The organism is Collinsella aerofaciens, assembly GCF_025289055.1.
Lineage (GTDB): Bacteria > Actinomycetota > Coriobacteriia > Coriobacteriales > Coriobacteriaceae > Collinsella.
On sequence record NZ_JAESIQ010000021.1, the window covers coordinates 1 to 19,035 of the forward strand.

16 protein-coding genes are annotated in these 19,035 nt (G+C 58.9%); 11 read left to right on the forward strand and 5 right to left on the reverse strand.

Annotated features, from left to right (window positions below; translation table 11 throughout):
* Positions 1-132: 132 nt before the first annotated feature.
* On the reverse strand, positions 133-600 hold the full coding sequence (locus JMJ97_RS07170; protein ID WP_260699706.1) for a hypothetical protein: 468 nt from the start codon (positions 598-600) through the stop codon (positions 133-135).
* A gap of 277 nt (positions 601-877) precedes the next feature.
* Here JMJ97_RS07170 and JMJ97_RS07175 point away from each other — a divergent pair, with 277 nt between their 5' ends.
* Positions 878-1,309, forward strand: coding sequence for an Hsp20/alpha crystallin family protein (locus tag JMJ97_RS07175; protein ID WP_055310182.1), 432 nt, complete (start codon positions 878-880; stop codon positions 1,307-1,309).
* 82 nt (positions 1,310-1,391) lie between these two features.
* On the opposite strand, the gene JMJ97_RS07180 is transcribed toward JMJ97_RS07175, so the two are convergent.
* Positions 1,392-2,201 (reverse strand): MBL fold metallo-hydrolase, encoded by an 810-nt coding sequence (locus tag JMJ97_RS07180; protein WP_055310181.1) that lies wholly within the window; start codon positions 2,199-2,201, stop codon positions 1,392-1,394.
* 48 nt (positions 2,202-2,249) lie between these two features.
* Here JMJ97_RS07180 and tilS point away from each other — a divergent pair, with 48 nt between their 5' ends.
* From tilS to JMJ97_RS07205, 5 genes are all read left to right on the forward strand, one after another.
* Positions 2,250-3,788, forward strand: coding sequence for a tRNA lysidine(34) synthetase TilS (gene tilS / locus JMJ97_RS07185; RefSeq protein WP_260699708.1), 1,539 nt, complete (start codon positions 2,250-2,252; stop codon positions 3,786-3,788).
* A gap of 147 nt (positions 3,789-3,935) precedes the next feature.
* A complete protein-coding gene (gene hpt / locus JMJ97_RS07190) occupies positions 3,936-4,484 on the forward strand; it encodes a hypoxanthine phosphoribosyltransferase (protein ID WP_022093938.1) in 549 nt (182 codons plus the stop codon).
* 61 nt (positions 4,485-4,545) lie between these two features.
* A complete protein-coding gene (gene ftsH, locus JMJ97_RS07195; protein ID WP_260699710.1) occupies positions 4,546-6,633 on the forward strand; it encodes an ATP-dependent zinc metalloprotease FtsH in 2,088 nt (695 codons plus the stop codon).
* A 189-nt stretch (positions 6,634-6,822) separates the two neighbouring features.
* The gene (locus JMJ97_RS07200) at positions 6,823-8,007 is read left to right on the forward strand and encodes a pyridoxal phosphate-dependent aminotransferase (protein WP_260699711.1); all 1,185 of its coding nucleotides are present in this window, start codon (positions 6,823-6,825) and stop codon (positions 8,005-8,007) included.
* Positions 8,008-8,172: 165 nt separating this feature from the next.
* Positions 8,173-8,994 carry a phosphatase gene (locus JMJ97_RS07205; protein ID WP_260699712.1) on the forward strand — a complete coding sequence of 274 codons (822 nt, stop codon included), beginning with the start codon at positions 8,173-8,175 and terminating at the stop codon, positions 8,992-8,994.
* Between the two features lie 78 nt (positions 8,995-9,072).
* Here the strand turns inward: JMJ97_RS07205 and rlmD are convergent, their stop codons facing one another.
* Positions 9,073-10,521, reverse strand: coding sequence for a 23S rRNA (uracil(1939)-C(5))-methyltransferase RlmD (gene rlmD / locus JMJ97_RS07210; protein ID WP_260699713.1), 1,449 nt, complete (start codon positions 10,519-10,521; stop codon positions 9,073-9,075).
* Between the two features lie 338 nt (positions 10,522-10,859).
* Here rlmD and JMJ97_RS07215 point away from each other — a divergent pair, with 338 nt between their 5' ends.
* The 4 genes from JMJ97_RS07215 (at position 10,860) to JMJ97_RS07230 (ending at position 15,643) form a co-directional block, all read left to right on the forward strand.
* Positions 10,860-11,720 (forward strand): transporter substrate-binding domain-containing protein, encoded by an 861-nt coding sequence (locus JMJ97_RS07215; protein ID WP_260699714.1) that lies wholly within the window; start codon positions 10,860-10,862, stop codon positions 11,718-11,720.
* A gap of 154 nt (positions 11,721-11,874) precedes the next feature.
* Positions 11,875-12,513, forward strand: a complete 639-nt coding sequence (locus JMJ97_RS07220; protein WP_260699743.1) for an amino acid ABC transporter permease — start codon at positions 11,875-11,877, stop codon at positions 12,511-12,513.
* Positions 12,506-13,270: an amino acid ABC transporter ATP-binding protein gene (locus tag JMJ97_RS07225; RefSeq protein WP_276550587.1), complete on the forward strand. Its 765-nt coding sequence runs from the start codon at positions 12,506-12,508 to the stop codon at positions 13,268-13,270. The genes JMJ97_RS07220 and JMJ97_RS07225 overlap by 8 nt, the downstream gene beginning before the upstream one ends.
* Positions 13,271-13,567: 297 nt before the next feature.
* On the forward strand, positions 13,568-15,643 hold the full coding sequence (locus JMJ97_RS07230; RefSeq protein ID WP_022093945.1) for an elongation factor G: 2,076 nt from the start codon (positions 13,568-13,570) through the stop codon (positions 15,641-15,643).
* 129 nt (positions 15,644-15,772) lie between these two features.
* On the opposite strand, the gene JMJ97_RS07235 is transcribed toward JMJ97_RS07230, so the two are convergent.
* Positions 15,773-16,756: a DNA/RNA non-specific endonuclease gene (locus JMJ97_RS07235; protein WP_260699715.1), complete on the reverse strand. Its 984-nt coding sequence runs from the start codon at positions 16,754-16,756 to the stop codon at positions 15,773-15,775.
* Between the two features lie 380 nt (positions 16,757-17,136).
* Positions 17,137-18,015 carry an ATP-dependent sacrificial sulfur transferase LarE gene (gene larE, locus JMJ97_RS07240; protein ID WP_260699716.1) on the reverse strand — a complete coding sequence of 293 codons (879 nt, stop codon included), beginning with the start codon at positions 18,013-18,015 and terminating at the stop codon, positions 17,137-17,139.
* Between the two features lie 167 nt (positions 18,016-18,182).
* Here larE and JMJ97_RS07245 point away from each other — a divergent pair, with 167 nt between their 5' ends.
* A complete protein-coding gene (locus JMJ97_RS07245) occupies positions 18,183-18,833 on the forward strand; it encodes an HAD family hydrolase (RefSeq protein ID WP_260699717.1) in 651 nt (216 codons plus the stop codon).
* Positions 18,834-19,035 lie beyond the last annotated feature (202 nt).

A 19,035-nucleotide genomic window follows, 5' to 3' on the forward strand; every position in this document is an offset into this window, starting at 1 on the left:
ACCGGTGGACGGCACCGAGCCGTGCGCTTGAACTGAGAAGGGGGAGGCCTCGCGGCCTCCCCCTTTTTGCGTTTATGGGGCGTAAATGACTCTATTACACCAGACGATCTTATCGTTTTTGGTATTGAGCCTTTATTTAAAGAAGATAAATCGAATAACAAGGGCAACTGCTATGGCCACAATGATCAAAAGCAGGATTGTCAGTCGATGCTGCTTGCGTCGTTTACTTGATGAAACGAAGATTGATTTTCCCTGTTTTGGCGTTTCGAGATAGCGAGCCGAATGCGTCAAGGTTTGCTTTGGTCGAGGACCTCTTTGTAGATGAGTGGCGGATGCTTTCATCGGCTCATCACTAGCTGCGCTGTTTTTAGATAATGGTGCGTCTTTCAGATGTACAGGGTCTCCCGAGGCGACGCCCATATGTTTACGCCCCGTTTGGGCATCCTCGAGTGTTTGATATCGATTTCTCGTCACATACTCGGGCTCCGGATCATTAATGGGCTCTTGCGAGATGTGGGGGCGATGGAACCGTGGCGGCTGCGTGGAAGTATCTTCCCCCTGCGTCGGCATAAACATTTTGTTCTGGTTTTGGTCGTCCATGATGCCCTTTAGCTCGTTACCAACAACGTGTACGCGCTCATTGTAAGCCCCTTGTTATTTGTAGCTGGGGACATACTCGGTATTTAAGCTCTGGTTCAAAAAACCTTAACCTTCCTAAAACCTAAGTCATACGCACTTAGATATGCTTATAGTACTGGACTCAAAAAACTTTATAGTCGATGTATATATGAGCACTGGGTGGGCATATATAAGAGCGTCAAAAGAAGTCCCAGTCACCTGGAAGATGACTCGGCAGTCCTATAAAGGAGTGGTAAACATGGCAAGCATGGTTCCTTATCGTTCGGTTTTTGGCGTTCGTCCCTCTGCAAGCTCGCTGTTCGATCTGTTTGATGATATGAGCGACCTAGCGAACAGCTCGATTGCCTCTAAGGCGTTCCCCGTTGACGTTGAGGATAAGGGCGATGGCTATGAGGTCAAGGCTTATCTGACCGGCGTCGCCAAGGACGATATCGATGTCGAGCTTAACGAGGGCCGTCTGTCCATTAGCGTGAATGTCGAGGAAGACGAGGAGAACGAGGGCAAGAACTTCCTGCAGAAGGAGTTCAGCTCGTACAGCGCGACGCGTGGCGTGTATCTTAAGGACGCTTCGAGCGAGGGCCTCTCGGCTAAGTACGCTGACGGCATCCTGACCGTTACGGTTCCCAAGATCGTCGAGAAGAAGAACGTTACGAAGATCTCCATTGAATAACTTCGTTGGTGTTCTTCGCTATTAAAAGACAACAAAAGGGGCTGGGAAGCGATTCCCGGCCCCTTTTGCTGTTTAGGACAGTCTATTGAATGGTTGCTGGCCGATACTGGCTTGCGGGGCGTATCGAGAGTTTTCGCGATCCTTGGAGAAGGGTGGCGGAGCTGCCGAGCTCGTCATCCAGGGTTGCGGCTAGAGCTTTGGCATAGCTTTTGACGGTAAGGCTCGGACGATTGTTGTCTTGGCTGATATGCATGGCAATGAGCTGTTCGGTGCGATCGGTAACAAGTTCGCGCGCGGCTTCGGCGGCTTGGCCGTTGGAGAGGTGTCCCCTTGCAGACAGGATGCGCTCCTGAAGAAAGCGGGGATATTCTCCCTCGCGCAGCATGGTCACATCGTGGTTGCTTTCGAGCGCGAGGACTCGACAATCTTTGAGGGTGTTCATGGCTTGGCTCGATAGCTCTCCGGTGTCGGTAGCAAAGCCGATGGAATCATCGAGGGCGTCGAATCGAAAGCCGATTGGATTTATGACATCGTGTGATGTTGAGTAGGTTTGCGCGTGGATGCCGGCAATGGATAGGGTGTCACCGGGGTCGAATTCCTCGACAGGCAGATGCGAAAGATTTTCTTTGCTCGAAAGGGTGCCCCTACTGGCAAAGAGGGGACCGTGCCAGTGCTTGCACCAGACATCGAGACCCTTGATGTGATCGCTATGCTCATGAGTAATGAGAAGAGCCGAGACGTTGTCTGCCGAGAGTCCCAGTTCTGCCATGCGCTTTAATGTCTCGCGGCGAGAAAGACCGTCGTCAATCATGATGAGCCCCCGGGGGCCTTCGATGAGCGCGCAGTTGCCTTTTGAGCCGCTGCCAAGGATATGAAGGTGCAGACGAGACATAAGATTCCAAAGGATACAATGGGTGCGGACGAATAGAGGAGGAAGCAAATGCCTACGGTATCACAGCATTACGGACACCATGCCGTGCCCGGGGCAGTCGATGAGACCCGAACGAGGCAGCAGGCTGCTCCTGTCGTGCTCATGGTATCAGGCGGCGCGGACTCGACGGCACTGCTTCTTATGGCGTGCACATCCAAGCTGGATATCCAAGACGGGCGCGGTGTTGCCCCCATTGCTCGCGAGCGCCTGCATGTGCTGCATGTAAACCATCATCTGCGCGGCAAGGCGTCCGATGGCGACGAGGCCTTTGTGCGTGAGCTCTGCGCGAAATATGGTTTACCGCTGTGCGTGGAGCACGCTTATTTTGATGGGGAGTCGGGCAATATTGAGGCCGCGGCCCGCGAAGTGCGCTATGCCGCGGCGCGGAGGTATGTTCGCGAGCTCTGCGCCCAGACGGGGGCACCGCGAACGGCGGCTCGTATCTGCACCGCGCACACGTCTTCGGATCGCGCGGAAACGTTTTTGATGAACGCGATTAAGGGTTCGGGCCCCGCTGGCCTATCGAGCATTCCTCGCCGGAGGAATATCGTGGTACGTCCCTTGCTCGACCTAACTCATGGCGAGCTCGTGGGCTATCTACAGGTACATGGTCAGCCGTGGCGTGAAGACGAGAGCAATGAGGATATCTCGTATCTGCGAAACTACGTGCGCCATCGAGTAATGCCAGTGGTGGCGCAGCGCAACGCGAGCGTCTGCAAGACGATTGGCGCCGCCTGCGAGATCTTAGGCGATGAGGACGCGTTTTTGTCTCAGCTTTCGGCACAGGCGTTTCGAAGCTGTTTGCGCAAAGAGGCAGCGGGTGCGCTGGTGCTCGATGCCAGGCGCCTGGCTGCGGCCGAGGTGGTAATCGCGCGGCGCATCGTGCGACTGGCGATTAAGCGCATCGATCCGGACGCTCGTCCCGAGATGCGACATGTGGAGCGAGTCCTTTCCTGCGTTGCCGAGGGCACCGGCTCGGTCACGCTTCCGGCGGGGATTGACGCACGCATTGAGTTTGGCATGCTGGCGTTTAAGGCGCCGGCGGCTCGCGAGGGCCTGGTCGCGGGCTGGGTTACCGTACCCGGTCGTTTGCCGTTGGGCGGGGGACGTATGCTGGTCACAGAACCGATGGCTGTTGAGCCGGGATGCGATATCGTGCGCCGCGCCCGTGAGCTTGCGGCTGCCGGGGAAGTGACAGCTTTGGTAGACGCGGCTGCCCTGGGTTTTGCCGACAGCGATAGTGAGCGGATCCTGGCGGGCTCGCGTGGCGAGATCCCTGCCGAGGCGCGATTGGCGCGCCTGTGGGTGGACGGTCCCGCGCCGGGAGACGTGATGTGCCCGTTAGGGATGAGTGGCCGAAGCAAGAAGGTATCCGATTTGCTAGGTGAGGCTCGCATTCCCGTTTCCGAGCGCGCCGGCGTGCCCATGGTGAGGACGGCGCCGGGGGGTGCCGTGGTGTGGGTCGCCGGAGTTCGCGCGGACGAGCGTTTTAAGTGCACGGCCGCAACGCGCGTGGCATATCTGCTCCGCGTGGTCGATGCGGAATAGCGTCCCACGCCTGCTATTCTGTGCGACGTTGACGGTATTCCCGCGCTGATGGCGCACGGGCTGGTAAATTTACCCCGTGCGCTGCTAGAATGTGTAGTTCGCGTCCATACGGCGGTGTGTGGGCGATAAGCACAAGAAAGGGTTGTCATGGCTTCTCAACATCCGGATATCGAGAAGGTTCTGTTTACGCAGGAGGATATCGACGGTATCGTCTCTCGCCTGGGCGAGGAGATTACGCGCGACTACGCGGGTAAGGATCTGGTGCTGATTGCGGTCCTGCGCGGCGCCGTGGTCTTTATGGGCGACCTGATGCGTAAGATCGAGCTGCCGACCAACATCGATTTCATGGCTGTTTCGAGCTACGGCGACGGTGTGAAGTCCTCGGGTATCGTGCGTATCATTAAGGACCTGGATATCGACATCCGCGGTCGCGACGTGCTGATCGTCGAGGACATTCTGGACTCGGGCCTGACGCTCAAGTATCTGATGAAGAACCTCGAGAGCCGCAAGCCCGCTTCTCTGGAGGTCGCCGCCTTCCTGTGGAAGGACGTTGAGGACCGCGTCTCGGCCATCACGCCCAAGTATGTTGGAACCCATTGCCCCGATGCCTTTGTGGTGGGCTACGGCCTCGACTATGCCGAGCGCTATCGCAACCTTCCGTATCTGGGCATTTTGAAACCGGAGGTTTATTCGTAAGATGCCCGACGACCGTAACGACAACAATTCCCAGACTCCCCGGGACCCAAAGATACCGGGGATGCCCGGAAGCAAGAAGCCCACGCGTACGGGCTGGCTGTATTTTCTTTTGGCTTGCGCGCTTCTGGGCTATGCCTTCTTTAATATGGGTTCCGGCTTTGCCAGCTCCAGCAATACCGTTAAGCTCGCGACGAGCGAGATGGTCAGCGCCATCAAGCAGGATCGCGTCGAAGATCTGACCTATACGGTTCAAGACGGAAGCGTGACGGGTCATTACTGGAAGACGAAGAAGGACAAGGGCGATACGAGCGAGCTCAAGAGCTTCTCTTCGACCTATGTCGGCTCCGATTCGCTTGCCGAGCTCATGGCGGAGCACCCCGATACCAAGTACATCGTCAACACCAACGATCCCGATTTTTGGGGCGACTTGGCAATGAGTGTGCTTCCGACGATCGCCCTTATCGCCATCATGTTCTACTTTATGCGCCAGATGATGGGCGCCAACAACAGGAACATGCAGTTTGGCAAGACCAACGCCAAGACCAACGAGGCCACACGCCCCAAGGTCAAGTTTGAAGACGTTGCCGGAGTGGACGAGGCAGTCGAGGAGCTCGAGGAGATCCGTGACTTTTTGAGCGATCCGGATCGCTATCGCAAGCTGGGCGCCAAGATCCCGCGTGGCGTGTTGCTGGTTGGCCCTCCGGGCACCGGTAAAACGCTGCTGGCCAAGGCCGTTGCCGGCGAGGCGGGCGTGCCGTTCTTTAGCATCTCGGGTTCCGACTTTGTCGAGATGTTCGTAGGTGTCGGCGCCAGCCGTGTGCGTGACCTCTTTAAGGAGGCCAAGTCCCAGGCCCCGTCGATCATCTTCATCGATGAGATCGATGCCGTGGGACGTCAGCGTGGAGCTGGCTTGGGCGGCGGTCACGACGAGCGCGAGCAGACGCTCAACCAGCTGCTGGTCGAGATGGACGGCTTTGAGGAAAGCGAGTCGGTCATCCTGATCGCTGCGACCAACCGTCCTGACATCCTGGATCCGGCATTGCTGCGTCCCGGCCGTTTTGACCGTCAGGTTACGGTCGACCGTCCGGATGTGAAGGGCCGCGAGCAGATCTTGCGCGTGCATGCCGAGAACAAGCCGATGGACGAGGACGTTAAGTTTGAGAAGCTCGCCCAGATGACCGTTGGCTTTACTGGCGCCGATTTGGCGAACCTGCTCAACGAGTCTGCGCTGCTGGCTGCTCGCCGTCATCGTTCCGTGATCTCGATGGACGAGGTCGAGGAATCGATGGAGCGTGTGATTGCCGGACCGCAGCGCAAGGGTCGCGTGATGACCGAGGCCGAGCGCACCACGATTGCCTACCACGAGAGCGGTCACGCTTTGGTGGGCCACATCCTGGAGCACTCCGATCCGGTCCACAAGATCTCGATCGTCAGCCGCGGTCAGGCTCTGGGCTACACGCTGCAGCTTCCGCAGGAGGACCACTTCCTCAAGACCAAGAACGAGATGCTCGACGAGCTCGCCGTGTTCTTGGGCGGCCGCGTTGCCGAGGAGCTCATGTGCGATGACATCACGTCGGGCGCGAGCAACGATCTGGAGCGCGCAACCAAGATGGCGCGCGAGATGGTCACGCGCTTGGGCATGAGCGAGGAGCTGGGCACGCAAGTGTTTGGCGAGGCGCAACATCAGGTGTTCCTTGGTCGCGATTACGCCGATCACCAGGATTACTCCGAGGAGACGGCGCGCCGCATCGATATCGAGGTTCAGCGCATTATGCGTGAGGCCCATCGTCGTGCGGTCGAGATCCTGGACGCCCGTCGCGATCAGCTCGATCTGATGGCGAAGGTGCTGCTTGAGCGCGAGACCGTCGAAGGCGACGCCGTGAACGCCCTGCTCGACAACGAGTGGGATGCCTACCTTGAGCGCGAGGGTGATATCCTGGCGGCCAAGGAGGAGCGCAATGCCAAGGCGGCCGGCATGCCGACCAAGAAGCGCGCGCCTCGTATGAGCGAGGAGGAGCTGGCGGCTGATGCCGCGGCCTTTGCGCAGGCGGCCATGCAGGAGGATGCCGAAGCCGCATCCGATGATGCTGACGATGACCATGCCGTCGTCGATGCCGATACCGATACCGACGCCGACGCCGACAAATAGTCTTTGTGGCGAAAGCCTCTGCGGGGAAACCTGCGGAGGCTTTTTCTTTTGAGCGATATGGGGCCGTCTGTTGATTGGGGACAGACTTAAATGAGCGTTTTCACGCATTTAAGTCTGCCCCCAATTTCCATTGCTGCGGCACTTTGCTCGGCTAAAGCGTACAATAGCGCATATGCGAAAGGGGAACAGATGATCAACGAAACTATGTATGCTCGCGGCGCGGAAAGCTCCATCATCCGTGAGATTTTTAGCTATGGCCTTGAGCGCAAGGCGCAGATCGGTGCGGAAAACGTATTCGATTTTTCGCTGGGCAATCCGAGCGTTCCGGCGCCCGCTGCTGTGACTGAGTCGATTAAGAAGGCCCTGGAGCTGCCGAGCGACCAGCTGCACGGCTACACGCCCGCACCGGGCCTGCCGCAATGTCGTGCCGCTGTGGCCGAATCGCTCAACCGCCGCTTTGGCACGAGCTATGAGGGCAAAGACGTATTTATGACGGTGGGTGCCGCGGCTTCGCTCACCTGCACGCTCAACGCCGTTACGAACCCGGGCGACGAGGTTATTGTTATCGCCCCGTACTTTCCGGAGTATCGCGTTTGGATTGAGAAGGCCGGCTGTACGTGTGTTGAGGCGCTCGCCGATGAAGATACGTTCCAGCTGAGCGTGGACAACGTGCTCAAGGCGATCAGCGATAAGACGGCGGCCGTCATCATTGACTCTCCCAACAATCCGACCGGTGCCGTATATACATGCGACACGCTGACGCGACTGGCCAATGTTCTGCGCGAGGCCAACGCTCAGCGCGATCCCGAGAATCCGATTATGCTCATCTCGGATGAGCCGTACCGCGAGATTGTGTACGGTGCCGAGGTGCCTTGGGTGCCCTCGATCTACGAGCACACCATCGTGTGCTACTCGTATTCCAAGTCGCTGTCGCTGCCGGGCGAGCGCGTGGGGTGGATCTTGGTTCCCAACACCAATCCGCAGGCTGCCCGTCTGATGCCGGCTGTTGCGGGTGCTGCCCGTACGCTAGGTTTTGTATGCGCACCGGCACTCTTCCAGCGCGTAATCATCGATTGCATCGATGAGCCGAGTGATGTCGAGGCCTATGCGCGCAACCGCACCGCGCTTACCGACGCACTAGCGGAGTACGGCTACACCTATGTTGAGCCGGATGGTGCATTCTACCTGTGGGTGAAGGCGCTGGAACCCGATGCGAATGCGTTTTGCGAGCGTGCAAAGAAGTATGAGTTGCTTGCGGTTCCCTCGGACAGCTTTGGTATGCCGGGTTGGTTCCGCCTGGGCTATTGCGTGAGTTACGAAACGATTATCAATTCGCTACCCGCTTGGAAACAGTTGGCGGACGAGTATCGTTAAAAGTAAAGCGCTCTGCCTACAATGTTTTACGTGAAACGGGGTTTGGTGTTAAGCCAGACCCCGTTGTCATGGACGTTGTGTCTTTGGGATGGAGTGGTTTTACGACTATCGAAGGCTATGCGTACAATGAATATAAGCGACGGCCGTGCCAGATAAGGAGACCTGATGCCCTACCTGCTTTCTTGTGACATTCATACCCATACGATATTCTCTGCGCATGCATATTCGACCATTGAGGAGAATGTGTACTGGGCGGCAGAGCGTGGCCTGCAGGTGCTCGGATCTGCCGACCATCTGAGCTCTATGGTTACGGCTTGCCCCAATGACCTGCGCAGTTACCAATTCTTTATCAACCAGGATATCTGGCCGCGCATTTGGAGCGGCGTGCTGGTGCTGCGTGGTGCCGAGGCCGATATCGTTTCGCTGGACGGAAGCCTGTTTGGCGAGGACACTCCTGTCACGCTCGATATTGCCGGCGATTCGTACAGCCGTCAGCATTCGCTGTTCGATTTGGTTACGCGAAATTTGGATTATTTGGTTGCGAGCGTGCATAATCCGCAGATTGCTGAAGGCGCGACGCTGGCCCAGACGACCGAGATGTATATCAATGCCCTGGAGCACCCCAAGGTGTTCATGCTGGGTCACACGGGGCGTTCGGGCGTGCCGTTCGATATCGACGAGGTGCTGTTGGCAGCTAAGGCCAAGCACAAGATTATCGAGATCAACAACCATAGTCTTGAACACGGTGTCGACACTGAGCATTGGGCCGTATGCCGCAAGATCGCCGAGTGCTGCGCCGAGCTGGGCGTGGGCATTGGCGTGTCAACCGATGCCCACATTGGCATGGCCATTGGCAAGCTCGATCACGCGCGCAAGATGCTCGACGAGATTCACTTCCCGCTGGATTTGATCGTGACGCGCGACCGCGAGACGCTGCTGCGCGAGATGGCGGCAGCCGGCGTGTGCGATCTGCGCAAGGGGATGTAGCGGAATTTATAAACCAAGCGAAGGGGGCGGCCCAGACGGGTCGCCCCCTTTCTTGTCCCAAAAATCTACTGAGGTTGGTTAGCGGCGTTCGAGGACCGCTGCGGTTTCGGTGTGGTCGGTGTGAGGAAACATGTCGACGGGCGTGATCTTGAGCAGGCGATAGCCTCCGTCGAGAAGCTGATGCAGGTCGCGCTCTTGAGTCACGGGGTTGCAGCTGATATAGGTGATGCGGCGCGGCTTAAGCGCGCAGGCAGCTTCGAGGAACTCGGGGGTAGAGCCGGCGCGCGGCGGATCGATGGAAAGGACATCGACCCGCTCGTTGTTGTCGGCGGCATCTAGGATGTAGTCGGTGGCATCGTCAGCCATAAACCAAGCGCTGCGGGTGAGGCCGTTGAGCTCGGCATTACGACGTGCGTCGGCAATGCCGGCGTGGTTGCGCTCCACGCCAAGCAGCATAATGCCGACGCCCTTGTCCTGGGCGGCTTTGGCTGCGCACAGGCCGATAGTTCCGCTACCGCAATAGGCATCCATGAGTACGTCGCCCTGCTGCAGGTCCATGCCGTCAATCGCGAGCTGATAGAGCAGCTCGGTCTGCTGCGGGTTGGTCTGGTAGAACGCGGTGGGGGAGATATCGAACTCGCAGCCGAGCAGCTGGTCGCGCATGCACTCGGCGCCATATACAATGCGGGTTTCCTCGCCGAGGATGGCGTTGCCGGGACGTCCGTTGATGTTTTGGGCGACGGTGACGATGTGCGGATTGAGCGCGGCGACAGCCTCAAAGAACTCCTGCGCATGCGGCAAGTCGCGCTGAGCGGTCACGAGCGTGACCATGACCTGGTCGGTACGCCAACCGCAGCGGACGACGGCATAGCGAAGCAAACCAAGATGCTTGTCCTCATTAAAGGCGGGAATATGCAGCCGCTCAGCTTCGCGTGCGATGCCGTTGAGAATCTGACGGGCACCCGGTGCCTCGACAGGACACTCGGGTACGGCAACGATCTTGTGCGTGCCGCGCTCAAAGAAACCGCAACGGACAGCACCCTCCTTACCGGGAGCAAAGGGAGTGGCGGCCTTATGGCGAAAACCGCGCGGCGCAGGATATTTGCCCGGGTCGCCCAGGGAGACGCCCATACCGCGAATGGGGTCGACGCTAATGCCCTCGCGCTCGCAAAGCGAAGCAAAAAGCTCCTCCATGGCGGCCTGCTTGGCTGCCAACTGCTTTTTATAAGGACGATTGAGCGCCGTGCATCCACCGCAAGCCTTCATAATCGAACAGGGAGACTTGGGGTCCACAGCCTTACGCGCAGACGAAGCCGGATCTTTATGCAAGCGCTTGGAGCGAGTCTGAGACGCCTTGTCCTCGCTCCGACGAGAGCCGGGACGCTTGGCCTTAGCCTTGCCCTTAGCCGATTTGCTTTTTGCAGCTTTAGAAGACTTGGATTTCGTAGAAGATTTCTCCTCCTTCGACCCCTCAACCGCCTCCACCAAAGCACGACGAGCCCTACGCTCCGCACGAGATTCTGCCATCAATAACTCCACTAATTCATGAATTAAAGCTGCAAGTATTGTACCGTGCCAAGCCAGCAGACGATATGCAAGCGGTTTAATCGTGTCAGCGATAAGCCCAACGACGGTTGCCCGCCGCGTGAGGGGTGTGGGGGTTAAGTTTATCGCGAGTTCCGCACGAACAGGAGGCCACTTAATGTGGCCTCCGTCGTGAGCAGGACTGTAGAGCAGGAAACTTAACCCCCACACCCCTCACGCGGCGGGCAAACTCGCCTTGTGCTCTATCACGCTAAAGTGTATGATTCTGGACGTTACACGACTCACTTTACTTAACTAAAGTGCCATCAAGGGGGAATACCATGAACACCGATATGTCTCGTCGTCAGTTTGTTGGTCTAGCCGGCTCGCTCGCCACGGTGCTTGGCCTTGGTCTTGTCGGTTGCGGCGGTGGTGCCGGCAAGGGCTCCGCTGCTGGCTCTGCCGCGGCCAAGGATGTGAAGGGTGCTGCGGAGTCCAAGAAGCTCGTGGTGGGCTTCGATAAGTCCTATCCTCCGTACGGCTTTGTGGGCGACGATGGCGAGTACACCGGCTTTGATCTCGATCTGGCCAAGGCTGTTGCCGATAAGCAGGGCTGGGAGGTCAAATACGAGGCCATCGACTGGGACGCCAAGGATACGCTGCTTAACTCGGGCGCCATCAACTGCATCTGGAACGGCTTTACCATGGAGGGCCGTGAGGACGACTACACGTTCTCCGAGCCGTACATGCTCAACGAGCAGGTGCTGGTGGTCAAGAAGGATGCGGGCATCAAGGGCTGGGACGATCTTGCCGGCAAGACTGTGATTACCCAGACTGATTCCGCTGCGCAGGACGTGCTTGAGGGTGACCAGAAGGATCTGGCAGCGACGTTTGCCACGCTCGACACGATCGGCGAGTACAACACGGCCTTTATGCAGCTCGAGAGCGGCGCGGTCGATGCCGTGGCGTGCGACCTTTCGATTGCCCAGTATCAGCTTGCCGCCAAGCCCGATGCTTATACGCAGCTTGATGAGCCGCTGTCCAGCGAGCACTACGCCGTCGGCTTTAAGAAGGGCGACACCAAGTCGGCCGACGCCGTGACCGAGTCGCTCAAGGCACTCTATGAGGACGGCACGGTTCAGGACCTGTGCGACAAGTATGCAAGCTACGGCCTGTCCTTCGACAACTGGGCTCTCAAATAGCCGCAGCACCCAACCTTGCGGCTCCAACCCTCCTCGCGTACCAAAGTACGCTTCGTCGGGCTTGTCGCTCGCAATCTTGGGCACTGTGCCTATTTGAGAATAAGATTAGCCGTTCTGTTGCTGCGAAGGAGAAGGTAGGTTGTCTATTCAGGTCATGATGCAGATGCTTGGCCAGGGATTCTTGGTCAGTTTGCAGCTGTTTGTGCTGACGCTGCTGGGGTCGATTCCGCTGGGAATTCCCGTGGCGTTTATGCGCATGAGCAAAATCGCGCCGCTTCGCTGGATTGCGCGCATCTATATCTCGGTCATGCGCGGTACGCCGCTCATGCTGCAGATGTTTGCCATCTACTTTGCCCCGTACTACGTGTTTGGCATTTCGCTCACGCCCGATTCCAAGTGGACGGCGTGCATCGTGGCGTTCATCATCAACTACGCCGGTTACTTTGCCGAGATCTATCGCTCGGGCTTGCAGTCCATTCCGCGCGGTCAATACGAGGCTGCCGAGGTGCTGGGCTATTCGCGCGTGCAGACGTTTCTGTATATCGTGATGCCGCAGGTCGCCAAGCGTATTCTGCCGGCGATGGGCAACGAGATCATCACGCTGGTCAAGGACACGTCGCTGGCGTTTGCCATTGGCGTGGGTGAGATGTTCTCGACGGCCAAGGCGCTGGTCGCCTCGCAGGTGAGCATGGTGCCGTTTGCGATCGCGGCGCTGATCTACTGGGTCTTTAACTTTGTGGTCGAGATGCTGCTGGGCGCCGCCGAAAAGAAGCTGGACTATTATCATGACTAGCTCAGTGATGAAAATCGAAAACGCGCGCAAGGCGTTTGGCGGCAATGAGGTGCTCAAGGATATCTCGCTTGAGGTGAAGCGTGGCGAGGTCGTGGCGATTATCGGGCCTTCGGGCGGCGGCAAGTCCACGCTGCTGCGGTGTGCCACGCTGCTCGAGACACTCGACGGAGGCTCGCTCTCGTTTGGCGACCTTACCGTTGCGACGGATGCGGGTTCGGGCGCGGTCTATGCGAAGGGCGATGTGCCCAAGCAGGCGCGCTCGCGATTCGGCCTGGTGTTCCAAAATTACAACCTGTTCCCGCACTATACCGTGATGAAAAACATCATTGACGCGCCGATCCGCGTGCTTAAGCGCCCGCGCGAGCAGGCGGAAGCCCGCGCTCACGAGCTGATTGCGCAAATGGGGCTGACGGGCAACGAGAACAAGGTGCCGTGTGAGCTTTCGGGTGGCCAGCAACAGCGTGTGAGTATCGCCCGCGCCTTGGCGCTCGATCCGGAGATCCTGTTCTTTGACGAGCCGACCTCGGCACTCGATCCCGAGCTGACGGCCGAGGTGCTGCGTGTCATTAAAGACCTTGCCGCGCAGAATATGACGATGGTGATTGTGACCCACGCAATGCAGTTTGCGCGCGATGTTGCCGACCGCGTGGTCTTTATGGATGGCGGCCGCATTGTCGAGGAGGGTCCTGCCGAGCAGGTCATCGACCATCCGCGTGAGCAGCGCACCCGTGAGTTCTTGAGCCGTATCGAGGGCTAAGCTCAGCTATGTATTGAGAAGAAGCCGCCGCGGGTCTTATGGACTGCGGCGGCTTTTATTTGTATCGATGGGGTTTAATAATCGCCTGGCATACTTGCTCTGTCCTCTCGCCGCCTGTATTCATACGTGCGCCGAAAGGTATGCATGGACAGCCGCCCGTGAGGGTAGGGTGGTGGCATAGGACATTTGGAGGGTGAGTCGGCTCGGCTGCCGACCATGCTGCTCCCGGGATGGCACCGACCGCGAACTCTCCCCGTTGGCGTCGCGCATTGCGCGCGGCCCTGCAAGGAGGTCATCATGGGTGCTCCCAAGACCGGTAACGTAAGGAACGTGGTGCTCGTAGGCCAAGGCGGGGTGGGCAAGACTTCACTCGCCGAGGCCATGCTCCACCTTTCCGGCAAGACCGCCCGCCTGGGCGGCCACGACGGCACCAAGCCCACGCTCGACTATGACCCCGAAGAGGTCAAGCGTGCATTTTCCATCTCGACGACCATCGCGCCGATCGACTGGAAGGGCGCGCGCATCAATGTGCTCGATGCCCCGTGCTACCCCGATTTTATCGGCGACGCCTTTGCCGCGATGAGCGTCTGCGAGACGGCTCTGTTTGTGGTCGACGCCGAGGCCGGCCCGCAGCCTACGACGGTTAAGCTCTGGTATGCCGCCGAGGACCTGCGACTGGCGCGTGCGGTGTTCGTAAACCGCCTGTCGCGCTCCGAGGCCAGCTTTGCGACCACGATGGACCTGCTGCAAGAGCGCTTTGGCACGCGCCTGGGCGCCGTGACCCTTCCCTGGGGCGAGGGCGAGGACTTTGACGGCATCATCGACCTGGTGCGCATGAAGGCGCGCCATTGCAACGGCACCGAAGCCGTTGAGTCGGAGATTCCCGAGGAGTATCGTGCCCAGGCCGAGGAAGCCCATGACCATCTGTGCGAGCTGGTGGCCGAGGCTGACGATGAACTGATGATGAAGTACTTGGAAGGCGAGGAGACGCTGACGCAGGAGGAGCTTGAAGGCCTGCTGTCGAAGGCGATCGCCGAGCGCATCTTTGTGCCGGTCTTTGCGGGCGATTGCATTAAGGAGCAGGGCGTCAACTCGCTGATGGACGACATCGCCACATACTTCCCGGCGCCGACCGACTACGGCGAGATGCCGCTTATCGACGGCGATTCGCTCAAGATTTCAAGCGACGATGATCGTCCGGTGGCGTTTGTGTTTAAGACCCTGGCCGATCCGCAGCAGGGTCGCATCAGCTTTATTAAGGTGCTGACGGGTACGCTTGAGCCGGGCCTTGAGCTGGTCAACGCGCGCACGCGCAAGGGCGACCGTCTGGCTCACCTGTATGTGATGTGCGGCCGCGACATGACCGAGGTCGGTCACGCCTATGCCGGCGACATTATCGTGGCACCCAAGCTGGCGGCCGAGACGGGCGATACGCTCTCGATTACCGGCAAGGTCGAGGCTGCGGCGTTTAAGTTCCCCAACTCGCAGTACCGCATCGCCATCGAGGCCGAGAATCGCGGCGACGAAGAGAAGCTCTACACGTTTATCGAGAAGGCCTGCAAGGCCGATCCGACCATGAGCATCGATCGTGACGAGGAGACGGGCCAGACCATTATCTCCGCCGTTGGTGAGGCGCAGGTTTCGGTGCTGCTCAACCGTTTGGAGGATCGCACCAAGGTCGTGGCCAAGAGCGTGCCGATCCGCATTCCGTATCGCGAGACCATTCGCCGTACGGCAAGCGCGCAGGGCCGCCACAAGAAACAGACTGGCGGTGCCGGTCAGTATGGCGACTGCTGGCTGCGCGTTGAGCCGCTCATTGGGCCCGACGGCACGAGCGATGGCTATGAGTTTGTAGACGAGGTCGTGGGTGGCCGCATCCCGCGCTCGCTCATCCCCGCCGTGGACAAGGGTGTCCAGGAGACCATGAAGGACGGCATCATTGCCGGCTACCCGCTCACGGGCATTCGCGTGGCTGTGTACGACGGCTCGTATCACAGCGTCGACTCCAACGAGATGGCGTTCCGCGCGGCGGCTCGCATCGGCCTGCGCAAGGCGTGCGCCGATGCCGACCCGGTGGTGCTGGAGCCCATCGAGGAAATCACGGTGACTATTCCCGAAAGCTACGCCGGCGCTGTGATGGGCGACATCTCGGCATCGCGCGGTCGCGTGACGGGTATGGAGACCGATGAGCGCGGCGACACCGTGGTCATTGCCCAGGCGCCGCTGGCAGAGCTGACGGATTATTCGACGCGCCTGCGCTCTATCACGCGCGGCACGGGTGACTTTACCATGAAGCCCGCTGGCTACGAGCAGGTTCCCTACGATGTTCAGGCCAAGCTGGTCGAGCGCTATGAGGAGGGCCGCGCCAAGTAGCGTGTGGTTTTGCCTGCAATGTGGACGCTGACGAAAAGGCCGCCCTGGGTAATCCTGGGCGGCCTTTTTTGATCCCATGGGGATGGAGGAAAACGAATCATTTTTGGGTTACGGGCGGTGCGGTCGGCACTAGTCTCCGGATGCCTGGTTGCGGCCGGTGGCGTAGTCGATCTGCACGTGCGGCTGCAGGTTGTAGCAGTACACGTGGAAGCAGAGGGTCTTGCCGTGGTCCTCGACCGATTGCGCCTCAAGGCGCACGCCGCGGCAGACAAGTTCCTCTTCGTTATACATGGGTGTGACGCGATAGAGCACGTGGTTGCCCGTCTCGAGGATGTAGCCGAGAATCTGCTCCTCAAACGGCAGCATGCCTGTCTCGTTGAGATAACGCGTGCCGGTGAGGAGATTCTTGCGGTTGGCGTTTTCGCCGCAGAGCGACCAGGCGATGAGATGGCAGCGGTTGTAGAGGCTCTGGCCCGGAATAAAGTCGTAGCGCTGCTGGCGCCATCCAGCGGGATGGATACGCGAGATATCGCCGCGCTCGCCTTGACCGAGTGATTCGGGGCCCACGCAGGCGAGCGCTTTGCGGGTGCGGCCCAGGCTGTCAAGCTTGGAGAACTTCTTAAAGCAACCCTCTTCTGTAGCGCGCTCGTATTCATCGAGCGTGAATGATGGTGTGCCGAGCGGGTGCGTGCTGTCGGCGCGCAGGGCAACGTAGGGGTTGCCGGCGTAGTCGGGAATGCTGCTGAGATAAACACCGCGGGCGCGGTTGAGGTCGGGGTTTTCGACCTCGTCGATGGGGGTGGCGGCGCTGTCCGCGGAAGCGCCGTCGCCGGTGTCGGTTGTGGCGGAATCGGAGCCATCGCCAGAGTCCTGGCTGTTTTGAGGGTCCGGGGAGCTCGCCGTTCCTGATTCGAGCCGATCGACCAGGTCCGCCTCGTCGTCGGTGCGGCTGGGACTTTCGTTTTGTTTTTCGGCCAGAGCTGCCGCCTGTTCATCACTTTGCGGCGACAACAACTTGGGCGCTCCGTCGAGCGACCCTGTGAACAGCGCAAACCCCAGCACCACGGCGGCGCCGATGGAAAGTACTTGCTTGTAGGCGGACTTGCGCGACATTGCGGCTCCTGGATGGACGGTTGGGAATCTACCAGTCTAGCAGGAGCCGGCAGGGGCCGTTCTGTCGAACAAATACTCAAGATTTGGGATAGACGCTACTGATTCATTTGCCTCATATGGAGCTGCGGTGGTTGTGTATGTGGGGCTATTTTGCGTTTCCCCAGATAAAACCCGCCAAAATAAACCTGTCCCTTTTTGGCAGGTCAGTTAACGCAGTCCAGGTTGAGCATATGCGAGCGAGCGGGCTTCGGGTGCGGTAAGGTGATGTGAAACAAGCGGGCGCTGACCTTTTGGTCGCGCCCGTGAAGTTGAACGTCAGATTGCCGTGCCCGGAGCCCGCGCAGCGCCGAGCAGTTACGCCGTTTGTAAAACGGCGTAACCTAAAGGTTCATGTTGCCGTGGATGTAGGGGGTGACCTTGGGGGAGATATGGCCGCAGCCCAGCTCTCGCAGCGCGGACTCGATGGCGGCGGGCAGCGGGGTCTTGCCTTCGGCATCGACGGCGGTACCGCCGAGGGCGGCAATCTTGGCGACATCTGCGGGCGCGGCCTCGATATGCATGCAGCCGCCGACCAAGCGCGCGCGAACCTGCGTCAGACCAAGATCGTGCAGGTAGTCCTCGCAGACGCGGATTAAATCGACCTTCTCGCGCGTAAGCTCCTCGCCCGTGGGGACGCGCGTGGCAAGACAGGCTCCCGCCGGCAGGTTCCAAACGGGATAGCCCCATGCGCGCAGCAACTCGCGCTCCTCATCCTTGGTAAATCCAACCTCCATAAGAGGGGAGCGTACGCCGAGCTCTTCTGCCGCGCGCATGCCAGGGCGGTAGTCGCCGCGATCGCTTGCATTGCTGCCATCGATGACGGTGGGAAAGCCGAGCGACTTGGCGTGGTTGACGATAGCGGTAAAGCCGGCGTGCTTGCAGTGGTAGCAGCGATTAGCATCGTTGCAGGCTACTTGGGGGAGCTGCAACTGATCGACCGAAAGATTGAGCACGGGGAGCTTAAAGTGCGGCTCCTCATTGGCTTGCCCGTCAACGGAGCGCTCAAACGAAGCCTGTTCAGGCGTGCCGATGAGCGGCGTGGTGAGGTGAACGAGAAGCGTGCTGGCAGGCATGATGCGGGCGCAGACCGCGGCTAAAAAGCTGCTGTCGACGCCGCCGGAAAAGCCGATGGCGACGCGTCCATATGCCAAAAGCAGCTGTTCGAGCGCTGCGAGTTTGTCCTGAAGCTCCTCTGCAGGTGCGGTGATGTTTGAAAGCATGAAACGTTCCTTACCAATATGTGCTCGGTCGAAAACTATAATCCTATCGGGCTGCTTGTCATAAGACTTCTATCTATGTAACGAAGGCACAATATGCTATATACGTTATATACAAGTTTGTAAAGTGCGGTAGAGTGTCAGTAATGCAATCCGGTGAGGGGGCCGATATGATCAAGGCTGTAATTTTTGACATGGACGGAACGCTGGTCGATACCGAGCGTTTGGGCATTAAGGCATGGAAGGCGGGCGCTGCCGAGCTGGGGGTCGCGATTGATGAAGCGCTGATCCATCAGTTTATCGGTCGCACCCTACCCGATGTCATGGACATCCTTGATAAGCATTACGGCAGCCACGAAACCACCGAGGCGGTCTATGCCCGCCACAAGGAGATTCGCGATGAGATGGTCAAGACCGAACTGGAGCTTAAGGCCGGCGCCGCCGAGTGCCTAGACGAGCTGCTGGCTGCAGGCTATCACGTTGGTCTAGCGACGTCGTCGCGCCTCGTTACGGCCGAGCGCAACCTTAAGATGGTTGGCCTCTTTGACAAGTTTGAAACGGTAACGTGTGGCGAGGACGTCGTGCACGGCAAGCCTGACCCCGAGATGTACCTGCTCGCCTGCGAGCGCGCGGGCTTTGCTCCCGAGGAATGTGCCGTGGTCGAGGATTCGCGCAACGGCTGCGTCTCGGGCATTACGGCCGGCTGCCACGTCTTTGCCGTCCCCGATATCGTGCCGCTGCCGCAGGACGTGGTGGATGGCTGCGAGGCCGTGCTCGATACGCTGTTCGACCTTACGGCGGCGGTCAAGGCCGTGCGCTAGCGTCTGCATGTAAGCCATTTCAATAGCATTTTAAAGATGCGGCCATCCGCTTAACACGGGTGGCCGCATCTTTGTATCTATAGGGTTCAAACCAAAAAAGACTACCGTTTACCGATTGAAAACAACCGCTCACCGGACTGGATATGACTCATATTGAAATTGAAACGGTTCAAATAATAATGAAAACCGTAAATGAATCGCT